The following is a 22852-nucleotide window of genomic DNA, read 5'->3' on the forward strand; positions in this document are numbered from 1 at the left end:
CCAGCCTCTAATCTGTATGGAAAAATAGAAAAAGCCTGCTTCGGATTCCGCGAGGACGCACTTGTGCATTCCCGCAAAAGACGAAGTCAGGCTTCATTGCCGCTTCAAATGAATACGCCATTGTATTCATGAAAGATTGAATTTTCGTACCTCAAAACCGTAAGCTTTGTCGGTGTGTTACCGCTACTATACAATGGCATGACATTCATGTCAACATACTTAACATAAAAAATGAACATTTGTGCGTATCGACAGTTTTACACGATTCATGTTATATATAATAACAAATGATATTCGTTTGTAGGGGAAGAGGAGGATGACATGCGTTCTCTGTTAGTGATCGACAATGCCGGGGGAAATGCTGAAGCGCAGTCGCTGGAGCAAATGCTGGAGGCATACGGGTATTCGGTATTATATGCAAGCTCGGATGATACGGCCAAAAACCATCTGCCGAAAGCCGATGCCGTCATTTTTCATCTGCCGTTGGGCGAAGTGAAGGCTTGGGGCAACCGGCTGTTGCAGCGCAAGAGGCTCCCCATGCTCTGGTGGTGCAGCGCCGATACGGCAACGATGTCCGCCGCCTTTTGCGAGGACGATCTGCCGATCGACGGTATTCTCGCGCCATCGATGAGCGAGCAGGAGCTCCACTGGGCGCTTCATTTCGGCTCGAAGGCCTGCTTCGAACGGCAGCAGTGGTTGAATGAGAGAAAGCAGCTGGAGGCGCGGCTCGAAGAGCGGAAGTGGATTGACATGGCAAAGGGTATCCTATGTAAAATAAAGCAGGTATCCGAGGCGGAAGCTTACGACCTGCTGCGCAAGCAGGCGATGAACGAGCGGAAGCGGATCGTGGATGTAGCGACATCCATCGTGAAAGTCTATCAGCTGCTGCAAGAGCAGAAATAAAGGGGTGCTGACGATGTTTACCACACTATTAAAAGAAGTCGGCCGCGGGAAAAGAGGCGCCAGGGACTTAACCTATGAAGAGGCGCTGGAAGCGGCCGACTGGATCATGAACCGGAAAGCGTCCCCTGCCCAGATGGGCGCCTTTTTTATTGCCGAACGGATTAAGATGGAAAGCGTCGAGGAGCTGGAAGCGTTCGTACACGTATGCCGGGACAACGCCTACCGCGCTCCCATTCAAGAAGGGCTGGACTGCGCGGGACCATACGACGGGCGGGTAAAAACCTTCTTCGCTTCCTTCGCTACGGCCTTCGTGCTTGCTTCTGCCGGTCTTCCCGTTACACTGCACGGCGCAAAGTCGCTGCCGCCGAAATGGGGCGTAACGCTGCCGGATATGCTCGCCGAGCTTGGCATCGGCAAAGCGCAGCTGACGCGGGACCGCGTCGTGCAGGCGGCTAAGGCAACCGGCGTGCTGTTCGTGGACACGGAGGAATGGTGCCCGCCGCTCGGCGAGCTTCGGAGCATCCGCGAAGAGCTTGGCATGCGCACGGTGCTGAACACCGCGGAGAAGCTGATCGATTTCTCCCATTCGCCGTACCTCGTCTTTGGCGTTTTCCATAATACCGTCTTTGACCGGATGAGCAAGCTGCTCACCGATTTGAAATACCGCCGGGCCCTTATCGTGCAAGGGACGGAGGGCTCCGAGGACCTGTACATCGAGCGTCCTACCCGCACGTACATCGTGGAGAACGGCGAGGCGCGGCTGCATGTTATCGATCCGGAACAATTCGGCATGGAAGCAACGCTGCCGGAGAAAAAGGAATGGAGCGCTGCCGAACAGGTTGAAAACGTAGAGGCTGTCCTGCAGGGAACGGCGCATATCGGCTACGTAAACCAGGTCCTGCTTAACGCGGCCGTTCGGCTACGTCTGGCCGACCGTGCCGAATCCGTCGAAGAGGCATTGTACCAATGCAAAGAGCTGCTCGACAGCGGCGCCGCATGGAAGCGTTACATGGCTTGGCGCGGCAGCCTGCTTGGCGAAGGAACCCCCGCCCCAATCGGCGGTGTAAAGTAACGTGACATAAGCGCCGGTGCTGCAGCAGGGCAGCCTCCCCCTCTATCTTCCCTAAGATCGTCATAATCAAGAGCTTCTGAAGGCCTGAACGGCCATCAGAAGCTCTTTTTCATTCCGCCTTCTTAAGCGAGTAATCCTATATTCTTAACTCCGCCAACGCAGCCAGAAGCTAACACTATAGGTAGGTTAAGGCCCCTTAAGGACCTTAACCTACTAGAAAAGTCGAAAGTGGCGGCGGACAGCGGCAGTTAAGGACGGTTTAAGGTCTCTAGGGGACCTTAAAGGCCAGGAGAGTGTAGCTAGTTTTCATGGTTAAGGCCCCTTAGGGCCTTATCGCAACATTGCAGCCGCCAAAGTGGCATAAAACGCCGCGGGCGTTAAAGGCCTGCCATCAGGGCAAAAGCAGGTCCAGAAGGCCCCCACAGGGTATTATCGCCGCTAACCCGCCTTATCGGCCGGCACCCTAACGCGAGCGAGCCCGCCGTACGAGCAGCACATAGCTGAGTACGGCCGCGGTCTCCGACGCGGCGATCACAATCCCCATCGGCAGCGCGGCTTCGCTGCCGCCAAGCCCCACAAGCGGCGCCATGCAGGCGCCAAAAACAAAGGACAGCAAACCAAGCAGCGCCGATGCGCTGCCTGCCGCCTGCTGCTGGTTCTGCATCGCAAGCGAGAAGCTTGCCGTCTGCACGATGCCGACGCTGGCAACCACGAAGAATAAAGGCACCAGCACGGCAAACAACCCCCAGCCGGCTACAATACCAATCAGCAGCACGAGACCGCCCGCAAACGCTAGGCTAAGTCCCGCAACAAGCAGCTTCGGCGCGCTTACCTTGCCGGCAAGCCGCCCGGCGATCTGGCTGGCCGCAATAATGCCAAGCCCGTTAATGGCAAAGCATAAGCTGTAGCCTTGCGGAGAAACGCCAAACAGGTTCTGGATCACAAACGGCGAGCCCGAGATGTAGGCGAACATCGCGGCGACCACAAAGCCCTGCGTCAGCGCGTAGCCCATAAATACGCGGTCCGTCAGCAATCCGCGGAATTTCATCAGCATGTTGCCGATACCGCCCTGCGAGCGGTTCTTCTCCTGAAGAGATTCCTTCATCCCCAGCCATACCGCCGCAAGCATAACCGCACCGATTACGGTCAGAACCATAAACACGCCCCGCCATTCCGTCCATTTCAGAATCTGTCCCCCGGCAATCGGAGCCGCGATTGGAGCTACCCCGTTCACCAGCATAAGCATGGAGAAGAACCGGGTCATTCCCACTCCCTCGAATAAATCCCGGACGACCGCACGCGAAATGACAATCCCCGCCGCGCCGCCAAAGCCCTGCACGAAACGCAATAGAACAAAGGTCTCGATGGACGGCGCCGCCACGCATAGCATCGAAGCCGCAATATAAACGATAAGTCCAATTAACAAGGGCTTCCGCCGGCCTCTCACATCACTGATCGGACCAATAAACAGCTGCCCAAGCGAAATGCCAAGCAGACATGCCGTTAAGCTGAGCTGGGACATCGAGGTTCCCGCGCGGAAGTCGCCCGCAAGCTCCGGCAATGCCGGTAAATACATATCGATGGAGAGAGGAGCAAACGCCGAAAGCGAACCAAGCAGCAAAGCCATCCATAGGACAGCTCTCGGTGCCTGCGCCGGCGAGGCATCCGTACCTTTTACCATGATGACAACCACTCCCGAACCGTTTTATCGCAACCATTCTAATGACGTTCCCCACCCCTGTCAAGGAAACGAAAAAGAGGATGCCTCTATAGGCATCCTCCCGCGCGATCCAACTATTCGGCCGTAGTGACGACAGCGCTCAGCTTTACCGGATCATTCAAATTCACAATCAAAGGAAGCATCCGCTCCCCGCTGATCATAGGAGATTGGCACAGGACGCAGGTCGGCGTCTGGTCAAAAGAGAAGTTGGCCCGCATCCAGCCATTGCAGTCCTCGCTTGCGCATGACCAAATTTTCGTGATGACCTCCGGGATTTCTTCTTGAATCTTTTTCCTGTTGTACATAGGTATGTATGCCTCCTTCTACAGATTAATCTGGTACGGACTTCATGAACCCCGCCACTTTAGAGTGCCTTTAACCGCCAATTTCATACATGAAATTCAGAAACGGCAAAGCAGGCGCAAAAAAAGCTCCCCCGCCTCGGTCAGGAAGCGAAAGAGCTTGTAATATGCAGGGTTTGGAAGCTTTATTTACAGCTTATAGCCGAATTCGTTTGGAATATATTCAATGCAGGAGATCGCGGTAAACGTCAGCCTTTCCCCTGCCGCATCATATTTAACCGTATCCGAAGCAACCGAGTACCAAATCTTCAGCGTCGGCCGACCGTCTTCGTAATTCCGAAAGATAAACACGTTCAGCTCCTGCTTCCACTTTAGGATCTCGTCTATTCCGGCATGCTTTGGCGCGTTAACGGCGAATAGCCACTGCCCATCCTCATGCGCGACCTCGTAAGACACCGATTGCTTGGATGAATCCACAAAGGTCCGGCCGCCTACGGCGTGTTTGATGAGTAATTGTTCTTTCATGGTTGAACCCTCCTAAAAAGCGTATAGCTCGCTTTCAGCCGCATTTCGCAAGCCTTGCCCTATGGCAGATCAATCAGCATAACAAACGCGGATTCTTCCGCGGACAGCACAAAATCGGGCTCGAATTCCGCGCGGATCGAATCTTTCGGTCCCATCGCAATGCCGTTCACATTCAAGTTTCCTTCCAGCACCATAACAAAGGCGCGGCGTCCGGTTTTCTGATTAAAAAAGATCCTTCTGCCCGGCTGCAGCCTTCCCAGATAGATCGTCATATCCTGATTGATGCTTGCCGTATCTCCCGCGCCATCCGGCGTTACAACCGGCAGCAGCGCATTCTGGAGCTTTTCTTCATCGTAGCTGGCCATTTCGTAGGAGGGAGCGAGCCCCCGTTCTTTCGGCATAAACCACAATTGTAGGAACTTTCCTTCCTCTGTATCCGAATCGTTGTATTCCGCGTGAATAATCCCCGTTCCCGCCGACATGCGCTGAACTTCGCCAGCCGATGTTACTTCAATATTGCCAAGATTGTCTTCATGCTTCAGTCTTCCCGCTAGCGGAATCGTCACAATCTCCATCTCGCTGTGCGGATGCGCGCCAAAGCCGCGACCCGGCGCAATCGTATCGTCGTTTAATACGCGCATGACGCCAAAGCTCGAGTTGTCGGGATCGAAATACTCCCCAAACGAGAAGCTCATCGCGCTGCGGAGCCATCCCAAATCGACAGAATGGCGGGCACTTGCCGGAAAATGTTTCATCATCGAAAAAACGCCTCCTTTTTCAATCCATATTCCGAGCCATATCCTCCTTTTATTGTAACCTCAGGCAGGCATGTATACCAAAAATACGCCGGACAGGCTCGCAAAGACCTTATGTAATCGTAATGGTAAGTTTAAATATAGGGCAATCTAACGGCAGGAGCTGAAAAAAAGGGAGTGAACGGGCGATGGACAACAAGGATGATCTCGTTACGGAGAGAGATATCGATCCGAATTTCGGCTTATTTACAGAGGAGATGCCGCAAATCGTCTTGCCGGACGCATCAAGCAAACTGATCGATAGGTATCCGAAAAAGGGCGCAACAGCGCCGCCTCCCAGCGGACCGGCTGACGGCTCGCGGTAAGGAGCTATATCAAGTATAGCATTTACGGAGTGAGGTAAACAGCCCCTTACGGCGAAATATCGCCATATACGGGAAAATAAAAGGACGCATTCGCCTGCACATACAGGTTATGCGTCCTTTCTCTTTATTTCACGCGAAGCATTATTTTGCAGAAACCGCTGGCGTTTCGTTAGCTCCCGCCGCAGGCAGCGTCGGGTAAAGCTTCTTCGACACAAGGGTCTGGATGATCATAAACGTTCCCCCGACAACCCAATACAGCGGAACCGCAGCCGGAGCGCTGAAGGAGAAAATCCCCATCATGACCGGCGAGAGCAAGCCAAGCATCGCCATTTGCTTCTGCTGGGCGGAGTCCACGCCAATCTGCGATACGCGGAACTGCACGTAATAAATCGCCGCGGCCAGGAACGGCAGAATATGATCCGGCGTGCCAAGCTGGAACCACAGGAACGAGTGCTGGGCAAGCTCCGGCGTCATCTTGATCGCATAATAAAGGCCGGTCAGGATCGGCATTTGAATCAGCATGGGCAGACAGCCAATCGCCATCGGGTTAAACTGATGCTTGCTGTAGAGCTCCATCGTTTCTTTTTGCAGCTTGGCCTGGTTCTCGGGCGTCTTCTCTTTGTACTTCTCTTTCAGCTTGTTCAGCTCCGGCTGAATGACGCTCATCTTCTGCTTCATGCCCTGCTGGCCTTTATACTGCCGCAGCATCAGAGGCAACAGAACGATCCGCACGAGCAGCGTCATGACGATAACGGCCATGCCGTAGCTGTCGCCAAAGAAAGAGGCGATGTGCTGAATCAGATACGAGAACGGAAATACGACATAGTGGTTGAAAAAGCCCGGCGTGTCCGAATCAATCGTTCCCTTGGCGCCGCAGCCGCTGACGATCACCAGGATCGCGATGGCTGCGAGAATTCTGTATTTTTTAGTAAAAGCGGTGAATGCATTGTTTGTGCTCATAATAGCCTCCTCGTTTGTGTGCGTGCTCGGTAATCTCCACAAACGAAGGGCAACAATCCGCTAATTCACCATCCGGCGCTTCTTTGCGCTTTATCCTTCGGGCCAGCCAATGCTGGATCCTCTCCAGCCTGCTGATGACGACGACGATCGGAACAATCGGCTCCCATACGACCCGCTTCAGCAAGGTATTAAACTCCGCGTCAACGCTCTGATGGGCAAAATAAGCCAGATAAGCCATCGAGCATAAAATACTGATCGAGAAAAAATACGGGATTAAATCCTGCAGCTCTAACAATGCATTCACCTCCTTAAAAGAATTGTATATTCAAATGGTTGTGCTTCAACCTTTTCGTGCAATTCTTGCCTCGTAAGCATGAGCTAATGATTTGTATATTCACATACGGCTAACAGCCGGAAACGTTTCTTCTCCCGGCCCAAAGTCTAGTTCGAGTCCATTCTCAGGACGGTTAAGACGGGTGTCCGCCCGCGCTACAATGAACTATGACTATATTATCACATCGCGGACAGGATAGCTTCCTTGGCTTCTTGGAATCCGATGCACAATTTTCCGCGGCAACGTCCGGGACGGAGGAATCGATTGTATGTATTTTGCAGCTATCAGCGTTGCAAGGGGCTTCCTGCTTCTTACCGTGCTGCTCGCCTGGATTGCCGGTAACAAGGCATCCGCCCTGTTATTCAGCGGGACAGAAGCGAATTTGAACCGAAAAGCACGTAAATTAACGACTTGGGCTGTCATCCTGTCCATCTCCTGCGCGGGCGTTCTTGCAGGCATTATCTGGCTTATGGCGGCTACGGATTCCGTCTTCTGGCGGGACCGCCTGCTCATTCCGCCTGTCCTTATTGTTCCCATGCTGATGATCTGGCTTGGCGCTCTGCCCCGCCTTCGCCGCATCCGGCAGGCGACCATGCGCAAGACCGACTCGCCCCTTGACGTGAGACTGCTGAGCCGGGCTTCGCAGCCGGCGCTTGTGGCGCCTTATCAATTCGTGGCGCTTGGTTCCTTAACCGGCATGTATTGGACGTTTACGACCACGATTCCGTTCGACGTTATGAACGGCACTATCCCGCTGGTGCTGCTCCTTATCGCGGGCATGGTCCTATGGCTTACCCATCTTAACCGAAGCTCGAGAGTCAGCTTGAACGGAACAAAGCCGGTTAACCGGCCCTTGATTCGATTCCTGCGCCGGCTGACTGTATTGGCTATTGTCCTGGCATTAGGGAGCATTCCGTTTTATGGCGGACTTACGGCCAGCAAGCTGCCGGAGACGATCTCCATGACGGAAGGGCCGATGGATAACGGAACGGGTACGATGCTTGCCCATAACCATCATAGCGGCGCCGTTACCGCATCGGCTGAGCCCGTAAAGGAAGTCTCCGTCGACAGCCTGACCGGTCCGGCGGAAGGAAAAGCCGATGTATCGTTTACGCTGACCGCCGAGAAGAAGACCGTTAAACTGGCTTCAGGACGCACGGTAGAGGCCTGGACCTACAACGGTCAAACGCCCGGACCGGAGCTGCGCTTCAAGAAGGGGCAGCTGGTCGAAGTCAAGCTGATCAACAAGGACATCGAGGAAGGCGTAACGCTGCACTGGCATGGCCTTGACGTCCCGAACGCGGAGGACGGCGTAGCCGGAGCAACGCAAAATGCCGTCATGCCCGGCGAGACCCATACGTACCGGTTCGTCGCCAATCAGGTCGGCACCTTCTGGTACCATTCCCATCAGGATTCGCAGGAAGCCGTGCAAAAAGGACTGTTTGGCCCGCTCGTGGTAGAACCGGAGGATGGAATGCCGCCCGGTACGAAGGATATCACGGTGACGACTCATATCTGGGATCACCTTGGCGTTGCCATCGGAGATCACGAAGGCATCCAGCGGATGAAGATTGCGCCGGGAACTCCGGTACGTCTTCGCCTGATCAACACGGATGATTGGGTCAGGCAATCTTACGCGCTGCTTGGAGCCTCTTTTAAAGTAGCGGCCATTGACGGAACGGAGCTTCATGAACCGCAGCAGCTGAAAAATGTCAGGCTGGATTTGATTACGGGCGGCCGGTACGACGTGACCTTCGTCATGCCGGACACGCCGGTAACCTTAAACGTGGGGTTAGGCGGCAAGCTGGGCATCGTGATGAGTCCGGACGGGCAAGGCGATTTGCCAAAGCATGCAGCTAACCTGACGGTCTTTGACCCGACCCATTACGGGACGCCGGCTGCAACGCCTTTTGACGCAAGCAGCCATTTCGACCGGGAGTTCACCATGGTGCTGGATAACCAGCTCGGGTTCTTTAACGGCAAGCTTGCGCTCAACTATACGATTAACGGCAAAGTGTTCCCGGATACGCCGATGTTTATGGTTCGCGAAGGCGAGCTTGTGAAAACAACGATTATTAACCGGGGCGCCGTTGAGCATCCCATGCATCTTCACGGCCATCATATGCTCGTCCTGTCGCGAAACGGCGAAGCCGTAGACGGCAGCCCCTGGTGGACCGATACGCTTGATGCGGCTCCGGGAGAGGTCTACGAAGTCGCCTTTGTTGCCGATAATCCGGGACTGTGGATGGACCACTGCCATAATCTCGCCCATGCGGCGGCAGGCATGACGATGCATTTGATGTACGAAGGCATCACATCGCCGTATACGGCAGGCACGGCTACTCATAATCACCCGGAATAAGAAACAAACACAAGACGCGAGGCTTCTCCAGTGAAGGAGACGCCTCGCGTTCTTTTATTTATTGTCTTCCCCTTCGCTGAGCAGAGCAATAAAAGCATCAAGCGGCTGGGACATCCATTTGCGGGGATGAACCATATACTGCAGGTCAAAGCGGATTTGCGGATGGGTAAACGGAAGAGCCGTTATTCGTCCCTGCCGGATATCTTCCGCGACAACCATGCGGGGCAGCAGCGCGAGGCCTAGGCCGTTGACGACGCATTGCTTCACCGCCTCCGGATTGCCAAGCTCGAACAAGGCGGTAAAGGCGATCCCGCTCTCCCGCAGCACCTTCTCGAACATGCCCCGGTATACGCAGCTTTCCTCCGACATGATGAGCTCCATGCCGCTCAAATCCTGCAGCTCGATCCGCGGACGGCCGTCAAGCGGATGACCTGCCGGCGCCGCCAGCACCAGCGGCTCTTCCCGCAGCGGCCGGCATTCCAGCGACGCATCGGCCGGCTTAGCGTCGAGCAGCAGCCCGATATCGTATTCGCCGTCCTTAACTTTGCTGACGATCTGCGATTCGCGGTCCGGCTGAAGCTGGATGGTCAGCTCGGGAAACAGCTGGCGCAGCTTCTGCAGATAAGGAGGCAGATAATAAGCCGCCAGCGAATCGATAGCGCCGATCACAAGCGTACCTCCCGCATAACCCGCTACCGTTTCCTTCGACTGCTCGTACAGCTCCAGCATCTGAACGGCCAGCGCAAACAGCTTCTCGCCGGGCGGCGTCAGGCGCATCTGCCTGCCGAACCGCTCCAGCAGCGGCGCTCCGTATTCTTTCTCGAGCTTCTGAATCTGAATCGTTACGCTGGACTGCGCGTAACCAAGCTCTTCCGCGGCGCGCGTAATACTCCGCCTTCTCGCTACCGCGCAAAAGGTCTGTAAATAAACCAGCTCCATGCTCCCACCTCCGCACTTGCCTAAATATTAATATTATTGATGATAGACATGAATCATTATAGATAACTGTAATACTTCAACCGTGCTACAGTAAAGACAGAATTTATAATTACAAACGGGAGGCGCTGGAGATGCTAACGGAAAATGAGCTGAAAGGCATTTACGTACCTGTGGTAACCCCTATGGGGGCGGGCGGGGAAGTGGATATTCGTTCATTCGAATCCTATGTGAAGCAGCTGCTTGAGGATGGCGTGAACGGCATAGTGGTAAACGGAACAACGGGGGAAGCCCCAACGGTAACGCTGGAGGAAATGGCGGCTCTCACGGCAGCCGCACGCTTGGTATGCGGACCTATGAACCGTCCGGTCATCGTGGGGACGGGAACAAACGACACGGCTTCCACCGTGCGGAAAACCGCTTTTGCCGGCGAGCTTGGCGCGGATGCGGCGCTTGTTGTGGTGCCTTATTACAGCCGTCCTTCCCAGGAGGGCATCATCGAGCACTACAGACAGGCAGCAAGCACGGGCCTGCCGATTGTTGCTTACGAGATTCCTTCGCGTACCGGAATACGCCTTGCTCCGGATACGGTCCGTGCCATTCTGGACCTGGACGGCGTCATCGGGATCAAAGACAGCTCCGGCGGAATCGAGCTGATGATCGAGCTTGCAAGCAGCGGTGATCACAAGCCGGTGTTATGCGGAGAAGATATCTATTTCCACGCCATGCTGTGCTGCGGCGCAGCCGGCGGCATGCTCGCATCCGCCAGCGTCCGGACAACGGCATTTGCGGAGGTATACGAACAGCTCATGAAAGGTCAGCTTGAAGCAAGCAGGCAGTCCTTCGGCGCTCTGCTTCCCTTGATCCGTCTATTGTTCCAGGAGCCCAATCCCGCTCCGTTAAAATATCTTCTTGCAAGGCAAGGCATCATCGCCTCGGATCATATTCGCCTGCCGCTTACTCCGGTCTCGGAGAAGCTGCGGCAGCAGCTGAATGCCTGGCTGTAGCCTTCAGCCAGCCGGAATGGCATCCCACAGCGGGGAATGCGCAAAGCCTTCCATCGACCGGATCGCATAAGCCGGACGCGGGCTTGCCAGCTCGGCCATGTCTGCTTTCCGGTCTATCGGCTTCACTTCCATAACGGCGATTCCCGAGCCTGCCGCATGGTCGATGCCCGCCGCAATCGCGGCGGCATGGCCGCAGCGGGCCGACAAATAGATCGCTCTTACGCGGATATCCGCCGCGCAAAAGACGCGCAGCATATCAGCCGACCGGTCTGTGCTGTAATTATCGACAAAAATAAATTCGTAGCTGGCGGCGGTAGGCTTCATGATTTGCTTCAGGCGCTTATAGGCGCCAAACAGCGATTCCTCGTCATTGCAGACCGGCACGATAATCGAGTAGGTAACTGGCAGACGCGTCATTTTCCCCATCCCCTTCGGACAAAATGTTGCTCTATAGTGCTACTATAATCGATACAGCTTAAAATCCCCTTAATTTAGTATAAGTAAGCGCTTTACTTTTATGTCAAATATAGCACGACAAGCTTGATTCGCATATAGCTTGCAATGCCCACATTTTGCTATACTAACTGCAACATTATATCTAATCCATGAAAAGGGGATGACCTTAAAGATGCGATACAATCGGCTGGGAGGAAGCGGACTGAAGGTATCCGCGCTAGGCCTCGGAACAAACTCCTTTGGCTCGCGGGCAGACGAGGCCGCGTCGGCTCGTATTTTGCACGCGGCCATCGACAGCGGCATTAACTTTATCGACACGGCAAATATTTACTCGGCAACGGCTTCGGAATCCGTCATCGGCGCCGCGCTTGCAGGCAAACGCCATGAGGTTGTCCTGGCAACCAAGGCCGGGCTCGTCAGAGGCGAAGGGCCTAATGCGAAGGGCTCCTCCCGCTACCATCTGATGCTGGAGCTGGAGGATAGCCTGAAGCGGCTCAAGACCGATTACGTTGATCTGTATCAGATCCATACTTTTGACCCGGAGACCCCTCTCGAAGAGACTTTGCGGGCGCTCGAGGATATGATCCGGTCCGGCAAAGTCCGGTATATCGGCGCCTCCAACTACGCCGCTTGGGAGCTGATGAAGGCGCTTGGACTTAGCGACCGTCTTGGCCTGAACCGATTCGTCTCCACCCAGACAAGCTACTCGCTGGCTGACCGGACGCCGGAGCGCGAGCTTGTTCCCCTGTGCCTTGATCAAGGCGTAGGCATTATTCCTTACTTCCCGCTGGCCGGCGGAATCCTGACCGGCAAATACCGCGCCGGCGAAGAAGCTCCCGCCGGCTCGCGCGCTGCGACCAATCCGGGCTTTACCCGTTTCTTCGGCGAGAGCAATCTTGCGCTGGGAAGCCGGGTCAGCGAGCTGGCGGATAAGCTTGGCTGTTCCGCAAGCGTCCTGTCCCTGGCTTGGCTGATGAAGCAGCCTGCCGTCTCCACCGTTATCGTTGGCGCTACCAGCACGGAGCAGCTGGAGCATAATCTGGGCAGCGTTGAGCTTCCTCTAGATGAGGCCGCGCTGGACGAGCTGGATACTTTAAGCCGCTCATTCCGTAATGGCGAGCCGTTTGCGTTATACCGTTTGCCTTAGGCAAACGGCTCGCTCGGCAGCATTAGAGAGCCTTCAATTTTTTGGATGAAACAGGATATTGACTTTTATACCTACTGAAAGGTAGAATGCATACATGAACAGTAACAAAAACACGGCTGACTTGATCCTTGATACCGCCCAAGCGCTTGTGCAGGAAGTCGGATTTAACGGCTTCAGCTACGCGCACATTGCCGAGAAGGTCGGTATCCGCACAGCAAGCATCCATTACCATTTTCCGAATAAGGAGGATCTAGGGGAAGCGTTGATTACACGGTATCACAAGGGTTTCCTGGCTACCGTTGCTCAGATTGACGCCGATACGCAGAACAATCTGGACAAGATACGCAAATACGTCAATATTTTCAGCATTCCGGTCGATAGCTATTGCACCTGCCTGAGCGTGATGCTTTCTTCGGATCTGGCTACCCTGTCGGAGAAGGTTGGGACAAGGCTGGCAGATTTCTTTACCTCCAACTTGGCGTGGGTGGAGCGTGTCCTGGAAGAAGGCCGCCGTGAAGGGGAATTGCGTTTTGAAGGTGAAGCAAGCTGGCAGGCTCATATGATTTTGGCCTCGCTTCAAGGGGCTCAGCTGCTGGCAAGAACCTTTCGGGATGTCAACCGGTTTACGATCATTGCCGATGGAGTCGTATCCGCTTTAACTTAACAGGCGAAGCGGATATTTTTTCAGCACTAAATCTACCTTTTAGTAGATAGATAAAATTTAAACCAACAATGAATGGAGAGAAAAACAAATGAAAACACTCGTAATCGTAGCGCATCCTAACTTGGAAGCATCCAACTGGAACAAAGCATGGGTCGAGGAGCTGCGGAGACACGGCGACATCACGGTCCATGAACTGTACAAAGAATATCCGGACCGGAACATCGACGTTAAACGCGAGCAGCAGCTGGTTGAAGCGCATGACCGCATCATTTTCCAATACCCGCTCTACTGGTATAGCACGCCGCCGCTTCTTAAAGAATGGTACGATTCCGTGCTGCAGTACAATTGGGCTTACGGTCCGGAAGCCACCGCGACAAGAGGCAAAGAAATCGGAGCTGCGATTTCGACTTACGGCACGGCGGAATCGTATCAGCCAACCGGTTCCAACGGCTTTACGCTGGAGCAGATCCTGGCTCCGCTTCAAGCAAGCGCGCGTTTCATCAGCGCCGTCTACCTGCCGCACTTCGCGGTAAACGACACTTCCGACGTAACGCCTGAACGCCTTGCTCAAAGCAGCAAAGCCTACGTGGAGCATCTTAGAACGGTTAAACCGCTGGCGGTGACCAAATGAAAAACGTAACGATCGACGTTTATATGGATACGGTATGTCCCTGGTGCCGAATGGGGGATGCTAGCCTGAGAACCGCGCTTAAGGAGCTTCCGGAAGGCATAAACGCCACCGTTCGCTACCATGCGTACCAGTTGAACCCCGGCATCCGCAAGGAAGGCGAGGACTACCGGAAGGTGATGATCGGCCGTTTGGGCGGAGAAGCGCAATTCGAAGCAAGAATGAAGCAGTATAACCAAACCGGCGCTCTTTTCGGTCTGAATTACAATATGGATCTCGTTAAAGTTACGCCAAATTCGGAATTGTCGCATCAATTGATCGCGATTACGCCGGAGCATCAGCAGTCGAATTTGATCGTGAACCTGTATACGGCTTATTTTGAACAAGGGTTGGATATCGGCGATGTGGACACGCTTGCGGATATAGCTCAGGCCAGCGGGATTACGGATGATCGCGAGGCTCTTAAAGCCCGCCTTCTCAAGGGAGAAGGTCTCGAGAAGGTAGAAGAAGGACAGCGCGATGCGCGGAGGCTTGGTATACGAGGCGTTCCCTTTTACGTCATTAACGAGAAGCACGCCCTGTCCGGACTGCAATCGCCTGCCGATCTGATCAACGTCTTTCAGCAGCAGTAAAAGCCGGCTTGGACAAGAATAACGACTAAAAAAAGCGGAGGAACTCTATATGCCAATCGTAAACATTCAAGTCACGCGGGAGGGCACAACGCCTGGCCGCGATTCGGTTACCGCGGAAGAGAAGGCTGCCCTTATCAAAGGTGTCAGCGAATTGCTGCTCAACGTATTAAATAAGCCGCTCGAATCGACTTTCGTCGTTATTGAAGAAGTCGATACCGATAACTGGGGCTGGGGCGGCCTTCCCGCGCTTCAGTATCGCCAGAAGCTGGCTGCGCAAAAAAAAGCGGCTGAAGCTGAAGGCCAATAACCGAAAACCGAAGCATAATGCTCCATCGGCAATCGGAAACGGGTAAGCATGCATGGGCTGTTCCCTATCGTTTTTTGACGATGGGGAACAGTCTTTTTATCATTCAACCTGCTCCGGCCAGCCCTTCCGCTCCCGCAATATCCCGATAAACACCTCCGCCGCTTTCGTATGCTGACGGTGCAATCCGGTCAACAGCGAGAAATCCCGTTCCACCGGCCTGCCGCCAACGGTCAGCCTGCTGACGGTGCCAAGCGCAATTTCTTTGCGGACCGCCCAATGGGACAATAACGAGATGCCCAGGCCCGCCTCGACGGACTCTTTAATAATCTGCGTGCTGCCGAATACCATGCGATTCTCCGGATTCAGCCCCTGCTCAAGGAACATCCGCTCGGTCACTTCCCGCGTCCCCGAGCCCTCTTCTCTGACGATCCAGGTTTCCTGCTGCAGCTTTAAGGCCTCAATATCGTCAGCCGTGCCGAATGGATGGGAAGAAGCCGTCACCACGTACAACCGGTCCTTGGCGAAAGACTCGGCATACAGCTTCTCATGCTCCAGCTCGCCCTCCACAATGCCGATATCCAGCTGCCCTCCGGCAACAAGCGAGCTGATCTCCTTCGTGTTGCCGATTGTAATAGTCGGCTTAATGAGCGGATAGTGCGCCTGCAAATAAGCAATGGCATGCGGCAGTACGTATTCCCCAAACGTATAGCTGGCGCCAATGGACAGCAAGCCGCTTGCGTTATGCATCAGATCATCCACGAGCCGCTGCATGCGCGCATACAACCCTTCTATTTCCTTGCCATGCCTGTATACAATTTCCCCTGCCTTGCTGAGCCGGACATGCTTGTTGCTGCGATCGAGCAGCTTGGTTCCGATGTTGTTCTCCAGCGCTTGAATATGCTGGCTCACTGCCTGCTGGGTCATATGCAGCGCCTCTGCCGCGCGCGTGAAATTCCGCATGTCGGCAACGGTCATAAACACAAGTAAAGACTGATCCACGATACCAACCACCTCCATCATAAGCAATTCATTATTATAACGATTATAACTATTTATTTTTCTTATCGTAAAGGTCCGGTTAAACTTAACTCATCAACCACCAACAAACGTCGAGGTGACGACAGATGCGTACGATAACCCATTATACCTTTACGCCAAAAAATAAACGTTTCCTTCAGCCGTTTAACTGGCTGCTCGGACTTCTGCTGACGGCCGCTATTGCCACGGCCGCTTACGAGCTGGCCCGACTTCCGGGACTTGACCGCATCGGGCAGATGGCCCTGGCGCTGACGGGCACTATTATTACGCGCCAGTTCATCGGCTATCCGGAGCGGCTTCGCGAGGGTATCCAATTCGCTTCCAAGCATCTCTTGCGGCTCGCTATCGTATTATGCGGTTTGCGGCTGAACATCAGCCTGCTTCTCCATCAAGGCCCGGCCCTCCTGCTGCAGGGCGCCGTTACGATCATTCTTGCCGTAGGGATGACCCTTGGCATCGCCCGTCTTCTGAAGGCCGATGCCCCGCTGTCCCTGCTCCTTGGCGTCGGCACCGGCATATGCGGAGCGGCGGCAATCGCTGCCGTATCCCCCATTGTGAAAGCCCGGGACGAAGACACCGCGGTCAGCGCCGGTCTGATCGCCTTGATCGGTACGGCCGCCGCTATCGGCTATAACGTGCTTCAGCCGCTGCTTCCTCTTACCGCCGGGCAATACGGGATATGGAGCGGTCTTACGCTCCATGAGATCGCCCATGTCCCTTTGGCTGCCGCCGCGGCAGGCCAGGACGCCGTGAACGCCGGTCTGCTCGCGAAGCTGAGCCGGGTGCTGCTGCTCGTACCGGTCAGCTTTATACTGATGCTGATCATGAAGCGCAGGAATAAGGGAAATAACGATCCGGGAACGGGAACAGCCATTGCCTTCCCGTGGTTCCTGCTTGGCTTTGCGGCCATGAGTCTCTTCGGAAGCCTGACGCCCGGCACGCCGCTTGAGCTGCCGGCCCATGCAGCCGACCAGCTGCTGAAAGCCCCGTCCTTCCTGCTTGCGATGGCTATGGTTGGTCTTGGCCTGAACGTGGATTTGCGCGCCCTGAAGGACAAAGCGCTGCGCCCGCTTGCCGCGATGGCAGCCGCTACCGTGCTGCTCTCGGCTGCGACTTACCTGCTTGTCTGCTATGTCTACTGAAAAGAAGCCGGCCGCTCCCCTTGTACCGGAAAGCGGCCAGCTTCTATTATCCTTGCAGCGCCTTGCGGACGCTTAATATATATTTGGATTGGTCCAGCGGATTAACGCCGCGGCGCGTCCGTTCCGCCGTTACATCCGGCGGGCATTCCTCGTAGCCGGCGAAGAAGGTCGCCATCGTGCCGCGCCCTTTCGTCAGCGAGTTCAGCTCCATCGAGTATTCAAGCGACGTTGCCGCCGGCACGCGCCCCTCGATAAGAAGCCGGTCGCCCTGCAGCGTCGGCGCCTCGAAAGTCCCCCGCATGAGGACAATATCATTCATGACGCGGCCGCCGTTTTCCTCCGGGACAACGATACGGAATTGGAGCACCGGCTCGAGCAGCTTTGTGCCGACCGAATCCAGCCCGTTCATAATAGCCATCGGCGTCGCCACGACAAAATCAAGCGGATGCGTATGCCACACATGGTGCTGCCCTTCGATCAGCGTAACCTTCAGGTCAACGACCTCCCAGCCCTTCAGCCCTTGCTGCAGCGCTTCCGGCACGCGTCTTGCCACCTCGTTCTGATATTGCGGAAGCAAGTCCTCCGAACGGACAAACGCTTCGTAATGCAGCCCGCTTCCGCGCTCGCCGGGTTCAATGCGGAACCGGAGAATGGCCCAGCAAGGCTTCGGCATCAAATACGCGATATAGCCTTCGCCAGGCCAGCTTGGCGTCTCCTTGTAGATGACCGACGGCTGGCCAAAGCTCGCCTGCAGACCATACCGGTTCTCCAGCACGCTTGTCAGAATCTCCAGCTGAATCGGCCCCATGACCTTCACGTGCAGCTCCCGTTCCTCCTGCAGCCACTGCACGTCCAGCAGCGGATCCTCGTCCGACAGCTCTTGAAGCGCCGCCACGACAGCCGGATACTGCTGCTGATCGGCCCAATGCGCCTGTACCGTAAGCAGCGGCACCGCAAGCCGCACCTCCTCCGGAACGGCACCCGGATCGCCGATAATATCGCCGATCCGTACATGCGACATGCCGCATACGGCCGCGATATCGCCTGCCTCCAGCAAGCCTAGGTCCTCCGATCGGCTGCCCTCCACCTTGCGGATTTGCGTGACCTTCTCCTCGATATTTTGCGAATAATTCCGGATCACATCCCGGTTGCGCATCGTCCCTTCGTACAGCCGGACAAACGCCATGCGCCCCATCGTCTTATCGCGTTCAATCTTGAACACGATACCCGACAGCGGCGCTTCCCGATTCCCGCCCGGCTCGGGCAAATAATCGATGATGGCATCCATCAGCTCGGTTACGCCAATTCCTCTGCCCGATGCGCCGTACAACACCGGAAACAGCTCCGCACGCTTCGTCATCCCCGAAGCATGGCTTTTCCAATCCCCGGCTTCGCCGCTTATATACCGCAGCAGCAGCTCCTCATCCCGTTCCGCAACCGCTTCCACCAGCGCGGTCCTCGCTTCCTCGTCGGCATCCGCTCCCCATAAATCCGCGGAACCGGCAAATTGCTGCTCGCTTCCGATCGGATGCTGCACCTCTATGATATCCGGCGTCAGATAGCTGCGGATATCCCGCAATACCGCTTCCCGGTCAGCGCCGATCCGGTCCATTTTATTGATATATAGGATCGTTGGAATACCCAGCTTGCGCAGCGCGCTCCAGATCATCTCCGTCTGCGCCTGCACGCCTTCCACCGCGGATACGATCAGCACGGCGCCGTCCATCACCCGCAGCGAACGCTCGACCTCCGACAGGAAGTCGACATGCCCCGGCGTATCCACAAGATTAATCGTTGTATCCCGCCATACGAAGGATGTCGTTGCCGCCCTTACCGAGATGCCCCGCTCCTTCTCCACATCCAGCCAATCCGTTAATGCCGTCCCCGCATCCACGCTGCCAAGCGCGCGCGTCCGTCCGCTGACGAACAGCATATGCTCGGTCGTTGTTGTTTTCCCCGCATCCACATGCGCGAAGATGCCTACGTTGCGCCGTCCGGCGCTGCTTCTGCCTGTCATTGCCCTGGTTCTCCATTTCTGCCGCAGCCTGCGGCATGCTGTACCTGCTTCTTTCTACAGACTAACGCAACCTGGACATATGGACAATACCAAAAACAGCCCATCGTTAGATATCTTATCGTCATGGGCGCAATTCGGTTTATGCTGCCGGTCCTGCTCCGCCTTAAGCTGATCAAGAATGCATCATAACCGCTCCTTTTAAGCAAAAATGATGAAAGATGACTCCCGGACATATTCGGGGGCCATCTTGATTTCACCTCTTATTTGCTTGCCGGTATAAGCAGCTTTTGGCCAACGTAAATCCGATTCGGATTTTTCAGCTTATTGTATTTCGCAAGCTGCTGCCAGGTTGTGCCGTATTCGCGGGCAATCGCCCATAACGTATCGCCCTTCTTCACGGTGTAGACGATATCGGCCGGAGTCTCGGGCTTCGGATCGGGCTTTGGCTCCGGCTTCGCAGGCGGTTCAGGCTTCGCAGGCGGCTTCGGATCGGGCTTCGTTGGCGCCTCGGGCACCGTCGTTGCCGGTGCTGCAAAGCTCAGCTTGAATTCCGCATAACCGTCTGCCGTTGGGCCCACGTAAGAAAGCGATTTGACCGCTTCCGCCGCGGCTTTAGCGTCGGGCGAGGTTTTATAGGCTACATTTACCTTGCCATTGATCGGAGCAAGCGACCAATTGCCGTCCGCGGCCGGGTTAATGGTCTTGAACGAGCGGATGTAGTCAATAATGACCTGGCGGTTCTCGTCCGGCGAAGCCAGTATAATCCGTTTACCGTCCGGATTCGCGAATTTGCTGGAAGAGGCGCGGTAGTTGTTCGTTGCCACTACGAATTTTTTCGCGGGCTCGATAGGTTTTCCCCCGTATTTCAAGTTTAGAATCCGGCTGGAATCCGCATTCGATACCGTACCGTCGGCTTTATATTTTGCGGGCTTCGAGACGTCGATCTGGTAAGTCACCCCGTCGATAACATCAAAGTTATACGTAGGGAAGTCATTGTTGACCAGCTCCTGCTTCTCCGTCGAAGCCGGGTCAATCGTATTGAACTGGCCTGCCGACCATTCGAGCCATTCCTTCAGCTCTGCTCCGGTTACAAGCACGGCATTGACCGTGTTGGAGTACAGATACAGGTCCGCTACGTTCTTAATCGCAATGCTGCCCGCGGGGATGTTGGTGTAATAAGCGGGACCCTGGCGTCCGCCCGCCTTAAAGGGCGCACCCGCCGACAAGACCGGATATCCTTCGTAATCGGTACCCTGAAGCTGCTTCTCCACGTACCATTTCTGCGCATTGGTCACAATCTGAATGGAAGGATCATCCTGCACAAGGGCGAAAAAGCTGTTGATTGGAGCCGTCGTTGCTCCTACCGGCCCGCGCACATAATCGAGCGTATGCTGATGATCCTCGGCTACCGCGTCCAGCACCTCCTGGTCCGCGTCAACCAGCGGTTTTTTGTTCACCGCGTCGAAGATCGGCTTTACCGACGTTTTGGAATCCGCAACGGTCCATTTGCCGTCCGCCAGCTGCAGCGTCAGATCGATAATGCCAAGATTATTGCCCCAAAAGCCCGGTTCTACAGCAGGCACCCCGTTAATCGTCCCTTTTGCCAGGTCAACGCCCGTCTTGCCTTCAAACGACTTGTCCGGGAATACCTTGTGCGCATGGCCGAACAGGATCGCGTTTATATCCTTCACTTTGCTAAGGTAGAGCACCGAATTTTCCATCTGCTCCGTCTGCGGAATATCTTCAAAGCCGGAATGCGGAATCGCGATAATAATATCGGCCCCCTTGGCTTTCATCTCCGGCACGAACTTCTCGGCGGTCTTCACGATATCCTTCGTGATGACCTTGCCTTCAAGCTTGGCTTTATCCCACTGCACAATCTGCGGCGGCACAAAACCAATAACGCCAACCTTCAGCTTATGAACGGCGCCGGTATCGTCCTTCACTTCTTTGTCGAGTATAAGATAAGGGGTAAAATAGTTCTTGTCGTTGGACTCGTCTTTATCGCCGTCATCAATATAAACATTCGCATTTACGTAAGGAAAGTCCGCTCCTCCAAGCGACGTCTTCAGGAAATCAAGCCCATAGTTGAACTCATGGTTCCCGATGTTTCCCGCATCATAGTCCAGCAGGTTAAGGGCCTTGTAGACCGGATGAGTTTCTCCCTGCTGCAGAGGATCGACCGTGGCTACATAATCGCCAAGCGGGTTGCCTTGAATCAAGTCCCCGTTATCGAACAGGAGACTGTTCACAGCTTCCCCCCGGGCCTTCTTGATCAAGGTTGCCGTCTTGGCAAAGCCGTACTCGTCGGTAGGCTTGTCCGCGAAATAATCATAGTTCACGATATTGACGTGCAGGTCCGTCGTCTCCATAATCCGCAGTTGAACCGTAGTCCCGCTATTCGCAGCAGACGCAATTGCGGAAAACGGAATCACCGTTAAGCCCGCTGCCACAACAACCGAGAGTGCCCGTTTCCATGTTGGTATACTTAACTTCACCAAAACAAAATCCTCCCTATCTATCCCTATTTGTCGATGCTCATCTTGCACAGAGATGCAATAACAGGATGACCGTGGCATCATTTTCCTCATTTTAGGGGAAGTAATCTGAATTGTCACGCAATTATTTTGTAATTTTATTACTAATTATGTAAGGTTTTCTTTCGTTCAAGAGGGGTCATGAACAGATGTAAAATAAACGCAAAAAAGAGGATACCGGCTGAAGGCGTTAGCCATTCAACCTATATCCCCAAATTCTCGGCTTATTTTTATTGCTCGGTCAGAATAACCGGACCGTTCGCCGTAATGGCAATCGTATGCTCGTACTGGGCGGACAGCTTGCCGTCTCTTGTGCGCGCCGTCCAGCCGTCCGCGTCGATCTTCATTTGGTAGGTGCCCACGTTCAGCATCGGCTCAATGGTGAAGACCATCCCTTCCTTAATGCGCGGACCTTTGTTTGGCGGGCCGTAATGCGGCACCTGCGGATCCTCGTGCATCTCTTGGCCAATGCCATGACCGATGAAATCGCGGACAACCGAGAAGCCTTCCGCTTCGGCATAAGCCTGGATCGCGTGGGACACGTCCCCGATCCGGTTGCCGGCAACGGCTTTCTCGATCCCTTTATAAAGGGACTCTTTGGTCACGCGCAGCAAACGGTCCGCTTCTTCGGAGACATTGCCTACCGGATAGGACCATGCCGAGTCTGCCAGCCAGCCGTTCAGGTTAACGACCATATCGATCGTTACGATGTCGCCGTCCTTCAGCTTCTCCTTCTTCGGAAAGCCGTGGCAGATGACATCGTTGACCGATGCGCAGGTTGCGTACTGATAGCCTTTGTAGCCCTTCTGCTCCGGAGTCGCTCCGTACTGCTTCATCAGCTTCTCGGCGAATTGATCAATCTCGTGGGTCGTAATGCCCGGTGCGATTAACTTCGCGATTTGTCTATGGATTTCGGCCAAAATTTTGCCGGCTTCATGCATGCGGTTGATTTCCGCTTCCGTCTTAATAATAATCATGTGTGCTTCTCCCTTATATGGTGTTCAATAATGAGCATACCAAAGCGACAAGCTTACATGCAAATA

At 54.7% G+C, this 22852-nt stretch carries 23 protein-coding genes; 11 read left to right on the forward strand and 12 right to left on the reverse strand.

Translation table 11 applies throughout. The features are described 5' to 3' along the window. Positions 1-321 precede the first annotated feature (321 nt). A complete protein-coding gene (locus tag FHT67_RS22685; protein ID WP_132308642.1) occupies positions 322-903 on the forward strand; it encodes an ANTAR domain-containing response regulator in 582 nt (193 codons plus the stop codon). Between the two features lie 13 nt (positions 904-916). Next, positions 917-1975: an anthranilate phosphoribosyltransferase gene (locus FHT67_RS22690; protein WP_132308640.1), complete on the forward strand. Its 1059-nt coding sequence runs from the start codon at positions 917-919 to the stop codon at positions 1973-1975. A 463-nt stretch (positions 1976-2438) separates the two neighbouring features. Here FHT67_RS22690 and FHT67_RS22695 read toward each other — a convergent pair whose 3' ends face one another. From FHT67_RS22695 to FHT67_RS22710, 4 genes are all read right to left on the reverse strand, one after another. Further along, positions 2439-3656: a multidrug effflux MFS transporter gene (locus tag FHT67_RS22695; protein ID WP_167201402.1), complete on the reverse strand. Its 1218-nt coding sequence runs from the start codon at positions 3654-3656 to the stop codon at positions 2439-2441. Positions 3657-3769: 113 nt separating this feature from the next. Next, positions 3770-4000 (reverse strand): cold-shock protein, encoded by a 231-nt coding sequence (locus FHT67_RS22700; protein WP_132308636.1) that lies wholly within the window; start codon positions 3998-4000, stop codon positions 3770-3772. A gap of 186 nt (positions 4001-4186) precedes the next feature. Next, positions 4187-4522 carry a hypothetical protein gene (locus tag FHT67_RS22705; RefSeq protein WP_132308634.1) on the reverse strand — a complete coding sequence of 112 codons (336 nt, stop codon included), beginning with the start codon at positions 4520-4522 and terminating at the stop codon, positions 4187-4189. Positions 4523-4581: 59 nt separating this feature from the next. After that, complete coding sequence (locus FHT67_RS22710; protein WP_132308632.1) at positions 4582-5280, reverse strand: pirin family protein; 699 nt, start codon at positions 5278-5280, stop codon at positions 4582-4584. Between the two features lie 185 nt (positions 5281-5465). On the opposite strand from FHT67_RS22710, the gene FHT67_RS22715 reads away from it, so the two are divergent. Further along, complete coding sequence (locus FHT67_RS22715) at positions 5466-5642, forward strand: hypothetical protein (protein ID WP_167201403.1); 177 nt, start codon at positions 5466-5468, stop codon at positions 5640-5642. A gap of 141 nt (positions 5643-5783) precedes the next feature. Here the strand turns inward: FHT67_RS22715 and yidC are convergent, their stop codons facing one another. Continuing rightward, positions 5784-6602: a membrane protein insertase YidC gene (gene yidC, locus FHT67_RS22720; RefSeq protein ID WP_167201404.1), complete on the reverse strand. Its 819-nt coding sequence runs from the start codon at positions 6600-6602 to the stop codon at positions 5784-5786. Beyond that, positions 6568-6897, reverse strand: a complete 330-nt coding sequence (locus FHT67_RS22725; protein WP_132308628.1) for a hypothetical protein — start codon at positions 6895-6897, stop codon at positions 6568-6570. The genes yidC and FHT67_RS22725 overlap by 35 nt, the downstream gene beginning before the upstream one ends. 307 nt (positions 6898-7204) lie before the next feature. On the opposite strand from FHT67_RS22725, the gene FHT67_RS22730 reads away from it, so the two are divergent. Beyond that, positions 7205-9298: a multicopper oxidase family protein gene (locus FHT67_RS22730; RefSeq protein WP_167201405.1), complete on the forward strand. Its 2094-nt coding sequence runs from the start codon at positions 7205-7207 to the stop codon at positions 9296-9298. A gap of 54 nt (positions 9299-9352) precedes the next feature. Here the strand turns inward: FHT67_RS22730 and FHT67_RS22735 are convergent, their stop codons facing one another. After that, entirely contained in the window at positions 9353-10237 is an 885-nt protein-coding gene (locus FHT67_RS22735) for a LysR family transcriptional regulator (RefSeq protein WP_167201406.1), read from the reverse strand. 131 nt (positions 10238-10368) lie between these two features. On the opposite strand from FHT67_RS22735, the gene dapA reads away from it, so the two are divergent. After that, positions 10369-11241 (forward strand): 4-hydroxy-tetrahydrodipicolinate synthase, encoded by an 873-nt coding sequence (dapA, locus tag FHT67_RS22740; protein ID WP_132308622.1) that lies wholly within the window; start codon positions 10369-10371, stop codon positions 11239-11241. A 3-nt stretch (positions 11242-11244) separates the two neighbouring features. Here dapA and FHT67_RS22745 read toward each other — a convergent pair whose 3' ends face one another. Then, positions 11245-11658: a glycosyltransferase gene (locus FHT67_RS22745; RefSeq protein WP_167201407.1), complete on the reverse strand. Its 414-nt coding sequence runs from the start codon at positions 11656-11658 to the stop codon at positions 11245-11247. A gap of 211 nt (positions 11659-11869) precedes the next feature. On the opposite strand from FHT67_RS22745, the gene FHT67_RS22750 reads away from it, so the two are divergent. The 5 genes from FHT67_RS22750 to FHT67_RS22770 all read left to right on the forward strand — a co-directional run bounded on the left by FHT67_RS22750 (position 11870) and on the right by FHT67_RS22770 (position 15075). Beyond that, positions 11870-12844, forward strand: coding sequence for an aldo/keto reductase (locus tag FHT67_RS22750; protein ID WP_167201408.1), 975 nt, complete (start codon positions 11870-11872; stop codon positions 12842-12844). Between the two features lie 94 nt (positions 12845-12938). Next, positions 12939-13508 carry a TetR/AcrR family transcriptional regulator gene (locus FHT67_RS22755; protein WP_167201409.1) on the forward strand — a complete coding sequence of 190 codons (570 nt, stop codon included), beginning with the start codon at positions 12939-12941 and terminating at the stop codon, positions 13506-13508. Positions 13509-13596: 88 nt separating this feature from the next. Beyond that, positions 13597-14139 (forward strand): NAD(P)H-dependent oxidoreductase, encoded by a 543-nt coding sequence (locus FHT67_RS22760; protein ID WP_167201410.1) that lies wholly within the window; start codon positions 13597-13599, stop codon positions 14137-14139. After that, on the forward strand, positions 14136-14768 hold the full coding sequence (locus FHT67_RS22765) for a DsbA family oxidoreductase (RefSeq protein WP_167201411.1): 633 nt from the start codon (positions 14136-14138) through the stop codon (positions 14766-14768). Before FHT67_RS22760 ends, FHT67_RS22765 begins: the two co-directional genes overlap by 4 nt. Before the next feature lie 49 nt (positions 14769-14817). Continuing rightward, positions 14818-15075, forward strand: a complete 258-nt coding sequence (locus tag FHT67_RS22770; protein WP_132308610.1) for a tautomerase family protein — start codon at positions 14818-14820, stop codon at positions 15073-15075. Positions 15076-15174: 99 nt separating this feature from the next. On the opposite strand, the gene FHT67_RS22775 is transcribed toward FHT67_RS22770, so the two are convergent. Further along, positions 15175-16074 (reverse strand): LysR substrate-binding domain-containing protein, encoded by a 900-nt coding sequence (locus tag FHT67_RS22775; protein ID WP_167201412.1) that lies wholly within the window; start codon positions 16072-16074, stop codon positions 15175-15177. A gap of 125 nt (positions 16075-16199) precedes the next feature. Here FHT67_RS22775 and FHT67_RS22780 point away from each other — a divergent pair, with 125 nt between their 5' ends. Beyond that, positions 16200-17255, forward strand: a complete 1056-nt coding sequence (locus FHT67_RS22780; RefSeq protein ID WP_167201413.1) for a YeiH family protein — start codon at positions 16200-16202, stop codon at positions 17253-17255. 46 nt (positions 17256-17301) lie between these two features. On the opposite strand, the gene FHT67_RS22785 is transcribed toward FHT67_RS22780, so the two are convergent. The 3 genes from FHT67_RS22785 to map form a co-directional block, all read right to left on the reverse strand. Further along, positions 17302-19272 (reverse strand): GTP-binding protein, encoded by a 1971-nt coding sequence (locus FHT67_RS22785; RefSeq protein WP_167201414.1) that lies wholly within the window; start codon positions 19270-19272, stop codon positions 17302-17304. A 260-nt stretch (positions 19273-19532) separates the two neighbouring features. After that, a complete protein-coding gene (locus FHT67_RS22790; protein ID WP_481856729.1) occupies positions 19533-21770 on the reverse strand; it encodes a bifunctional 2',3'-cyclic-nucleotide 2'-phosphodiesterase/3'-nucleotidase in 2238 nt (745 codons plus the stop codon). A 269-nt stretch (positions 21771-22039) separates the two neighbouring features. Continuing rightward, positions 22040-22786 (reverse strand): type I methionyl aminopeptidase, encoded by a 747-nt coding sequence (map, locus tag FHT67_RS22795; RefSeq protein ID WP_127496170.1) that lies wholly within the window; start codon positions 22784-22786, stop codon positions 22040-22042. Positions 22787-22852 lie beyond the last annotated feature (66 nt).

This window comes from Paenibacillus sp. BK720, assembly GCF_011761545.1.
GTDB lineage: Bacteria > Bacillota > Bacilli > Paenibacillales > Paenibacillaceae > Pristimantibacillus.

What these genes read in the sequence shown, in the direction of transcription:
- FHT67_RS22770 (WP_132308610.1), top strand. Translation starts at nt 14,818, where the DNA reads ATGCCAATCGTAAACATTCAAGTCACGCGGGAGGGCACAACGCCTGGC.
- FHT67_RS22705 (WP_132308634.1), bottom strand. Translation starts at nt 4,522, where the DNA reads ATGAAAGAACAATTACTCATCAAACACGCCGTAGGCGGCCGGACCTTT.
- yidC (WP_167201404.1), bottom strand. Translation starts at nt 6,602, where the DNA reads ATGAGCACAAACAATGCATTCACCGCTTTTACTAAAAAATACAGAATT.
- FHT67_RS22765 (WP_167201411.1), top strand. Translation starts at nt 14,136, where the DNA reads ATGAAAAACGTAACGATCGACGTTTATATGGATACGGTATGTCCCTGG.
- FHT67_RS22715 (WP_167201403.1), top strand. Translation starts at nt 5,466, where the DNA reads ATGGACAACAAGGATGATCTCGTTACGGAGAGAGATATCGATCCGAAT.
- FHT67_RS22700 (WP_132308636.1), bottom strand. Translation starts at nt 4,000, where the DNA reads ATGTACAACAGGAAAAAGATTCAAGAAGAAATCCCGGAGGTCATCACG.
- FHT67_RS22735 (WP_167201406.1), bottom strand. Translation starts at nt 10,237, where the DNA reads ATGGAGCTGGTTTATTTACAGACCTTTTGCGCGGTAGCGAGAAGGCGG.
- FHT67_RS22730 (WP_167201405.1), top strand. Translation starts at nt 7,205, where the DNA reads ATGTATTTTGCAGCTATCAGCGTTGCAAGGGGCTTCCTGCTTCTTACC.
- FHT67_RS22690 (WP_132308640.1), top strand. Translation starts at nt 917, where the DNA reads ATGTTTACCACACTATTAAAAGAAGTCGGCCGCGGGAAAAGAGGCGCC.
- FHT67_RS22750 (WP_167201408.1), top strand. Translation starts at nt 11,870, where the DNA reads ATGCGATACAATCGGCTGGGAGGAAGCGGACTGAAGGTATCCGCGCTA.
- dapA (WP_132308622.1), top strand. Translation starts at nt 10,369, where the DNA reads ATGCTAACGGAAAATGAGCTGAAAGGCATTTACGTACCTGTGGTAACC.
- FHT67_RS22710 (WP_132308632.1), bottom strand. Translation starts at nt 5,280, where the DNA reads ATGATGAAACATTTTCCGGCAAGTGCCCGCCATTCTGTCGATTTGGGA.
- FHT67_RS22785 (WP_167201414.1), bottom strand. Translation starts at nt 19,272, where the DNA reads ATGACAGGCAGAAGCAGCGCCGGACGGCGCAACGTAGGCATCTTCGCG.
- map (WP_127496170.1), bottom strand. Translation starts at nt 22,786, where the DNA reads ATGATTATTATTAAGACGGAAGCGGAAATCAACCGCATGCATGAAGCC.
- FHT67_RS22745 (WP_167201407.1), bottom strand. Translation starts at nt 11,658, where the DNA reads ATGACGCGTCTGCCAGTTACCTACTCGATTATCGTGCCGGTCTGCAAT.
- FHT67_RS22755 (WP_167201409.1), top strand. Translation starts at nt 12,939, where the DNA reads ATGAACAGTAACAAAAACACGGCTGACTTGATCCTTGATACCGCCCAA.
- FHT67_RS22685 (WP_132308642.1), top strand. Translation starts at nt 322, where the DNA reads ATGCGTTCTCTGTTAGTGATCGACAATGCCGGGGGAAATGCTGAAGCG.
- FHT67_RS22760 (WP_167201410.1), top strand. Translation starts at nt 13,597, where the DNA reads ATGAAAACACTCGTAATCGTAGCGCATCCTAACTTGGAAGCATCCAAC.
- FHT67_RS22695 (WP_167201402.1), bottom strand. Translation starts at nt 3,656, where the DNA reads ATGGTAAAAGGTACGGATGCCTCGCCGGCGCAGGCACCGAGAGCTGTC.
- FHT67_RS22780 (WP_167201413.1), top strand. Translation starts at nt 16,200, where the DNA reads ATGCGTACGATAACCCATTATACCTTTACGCCAAAAAATAAACGTTTC.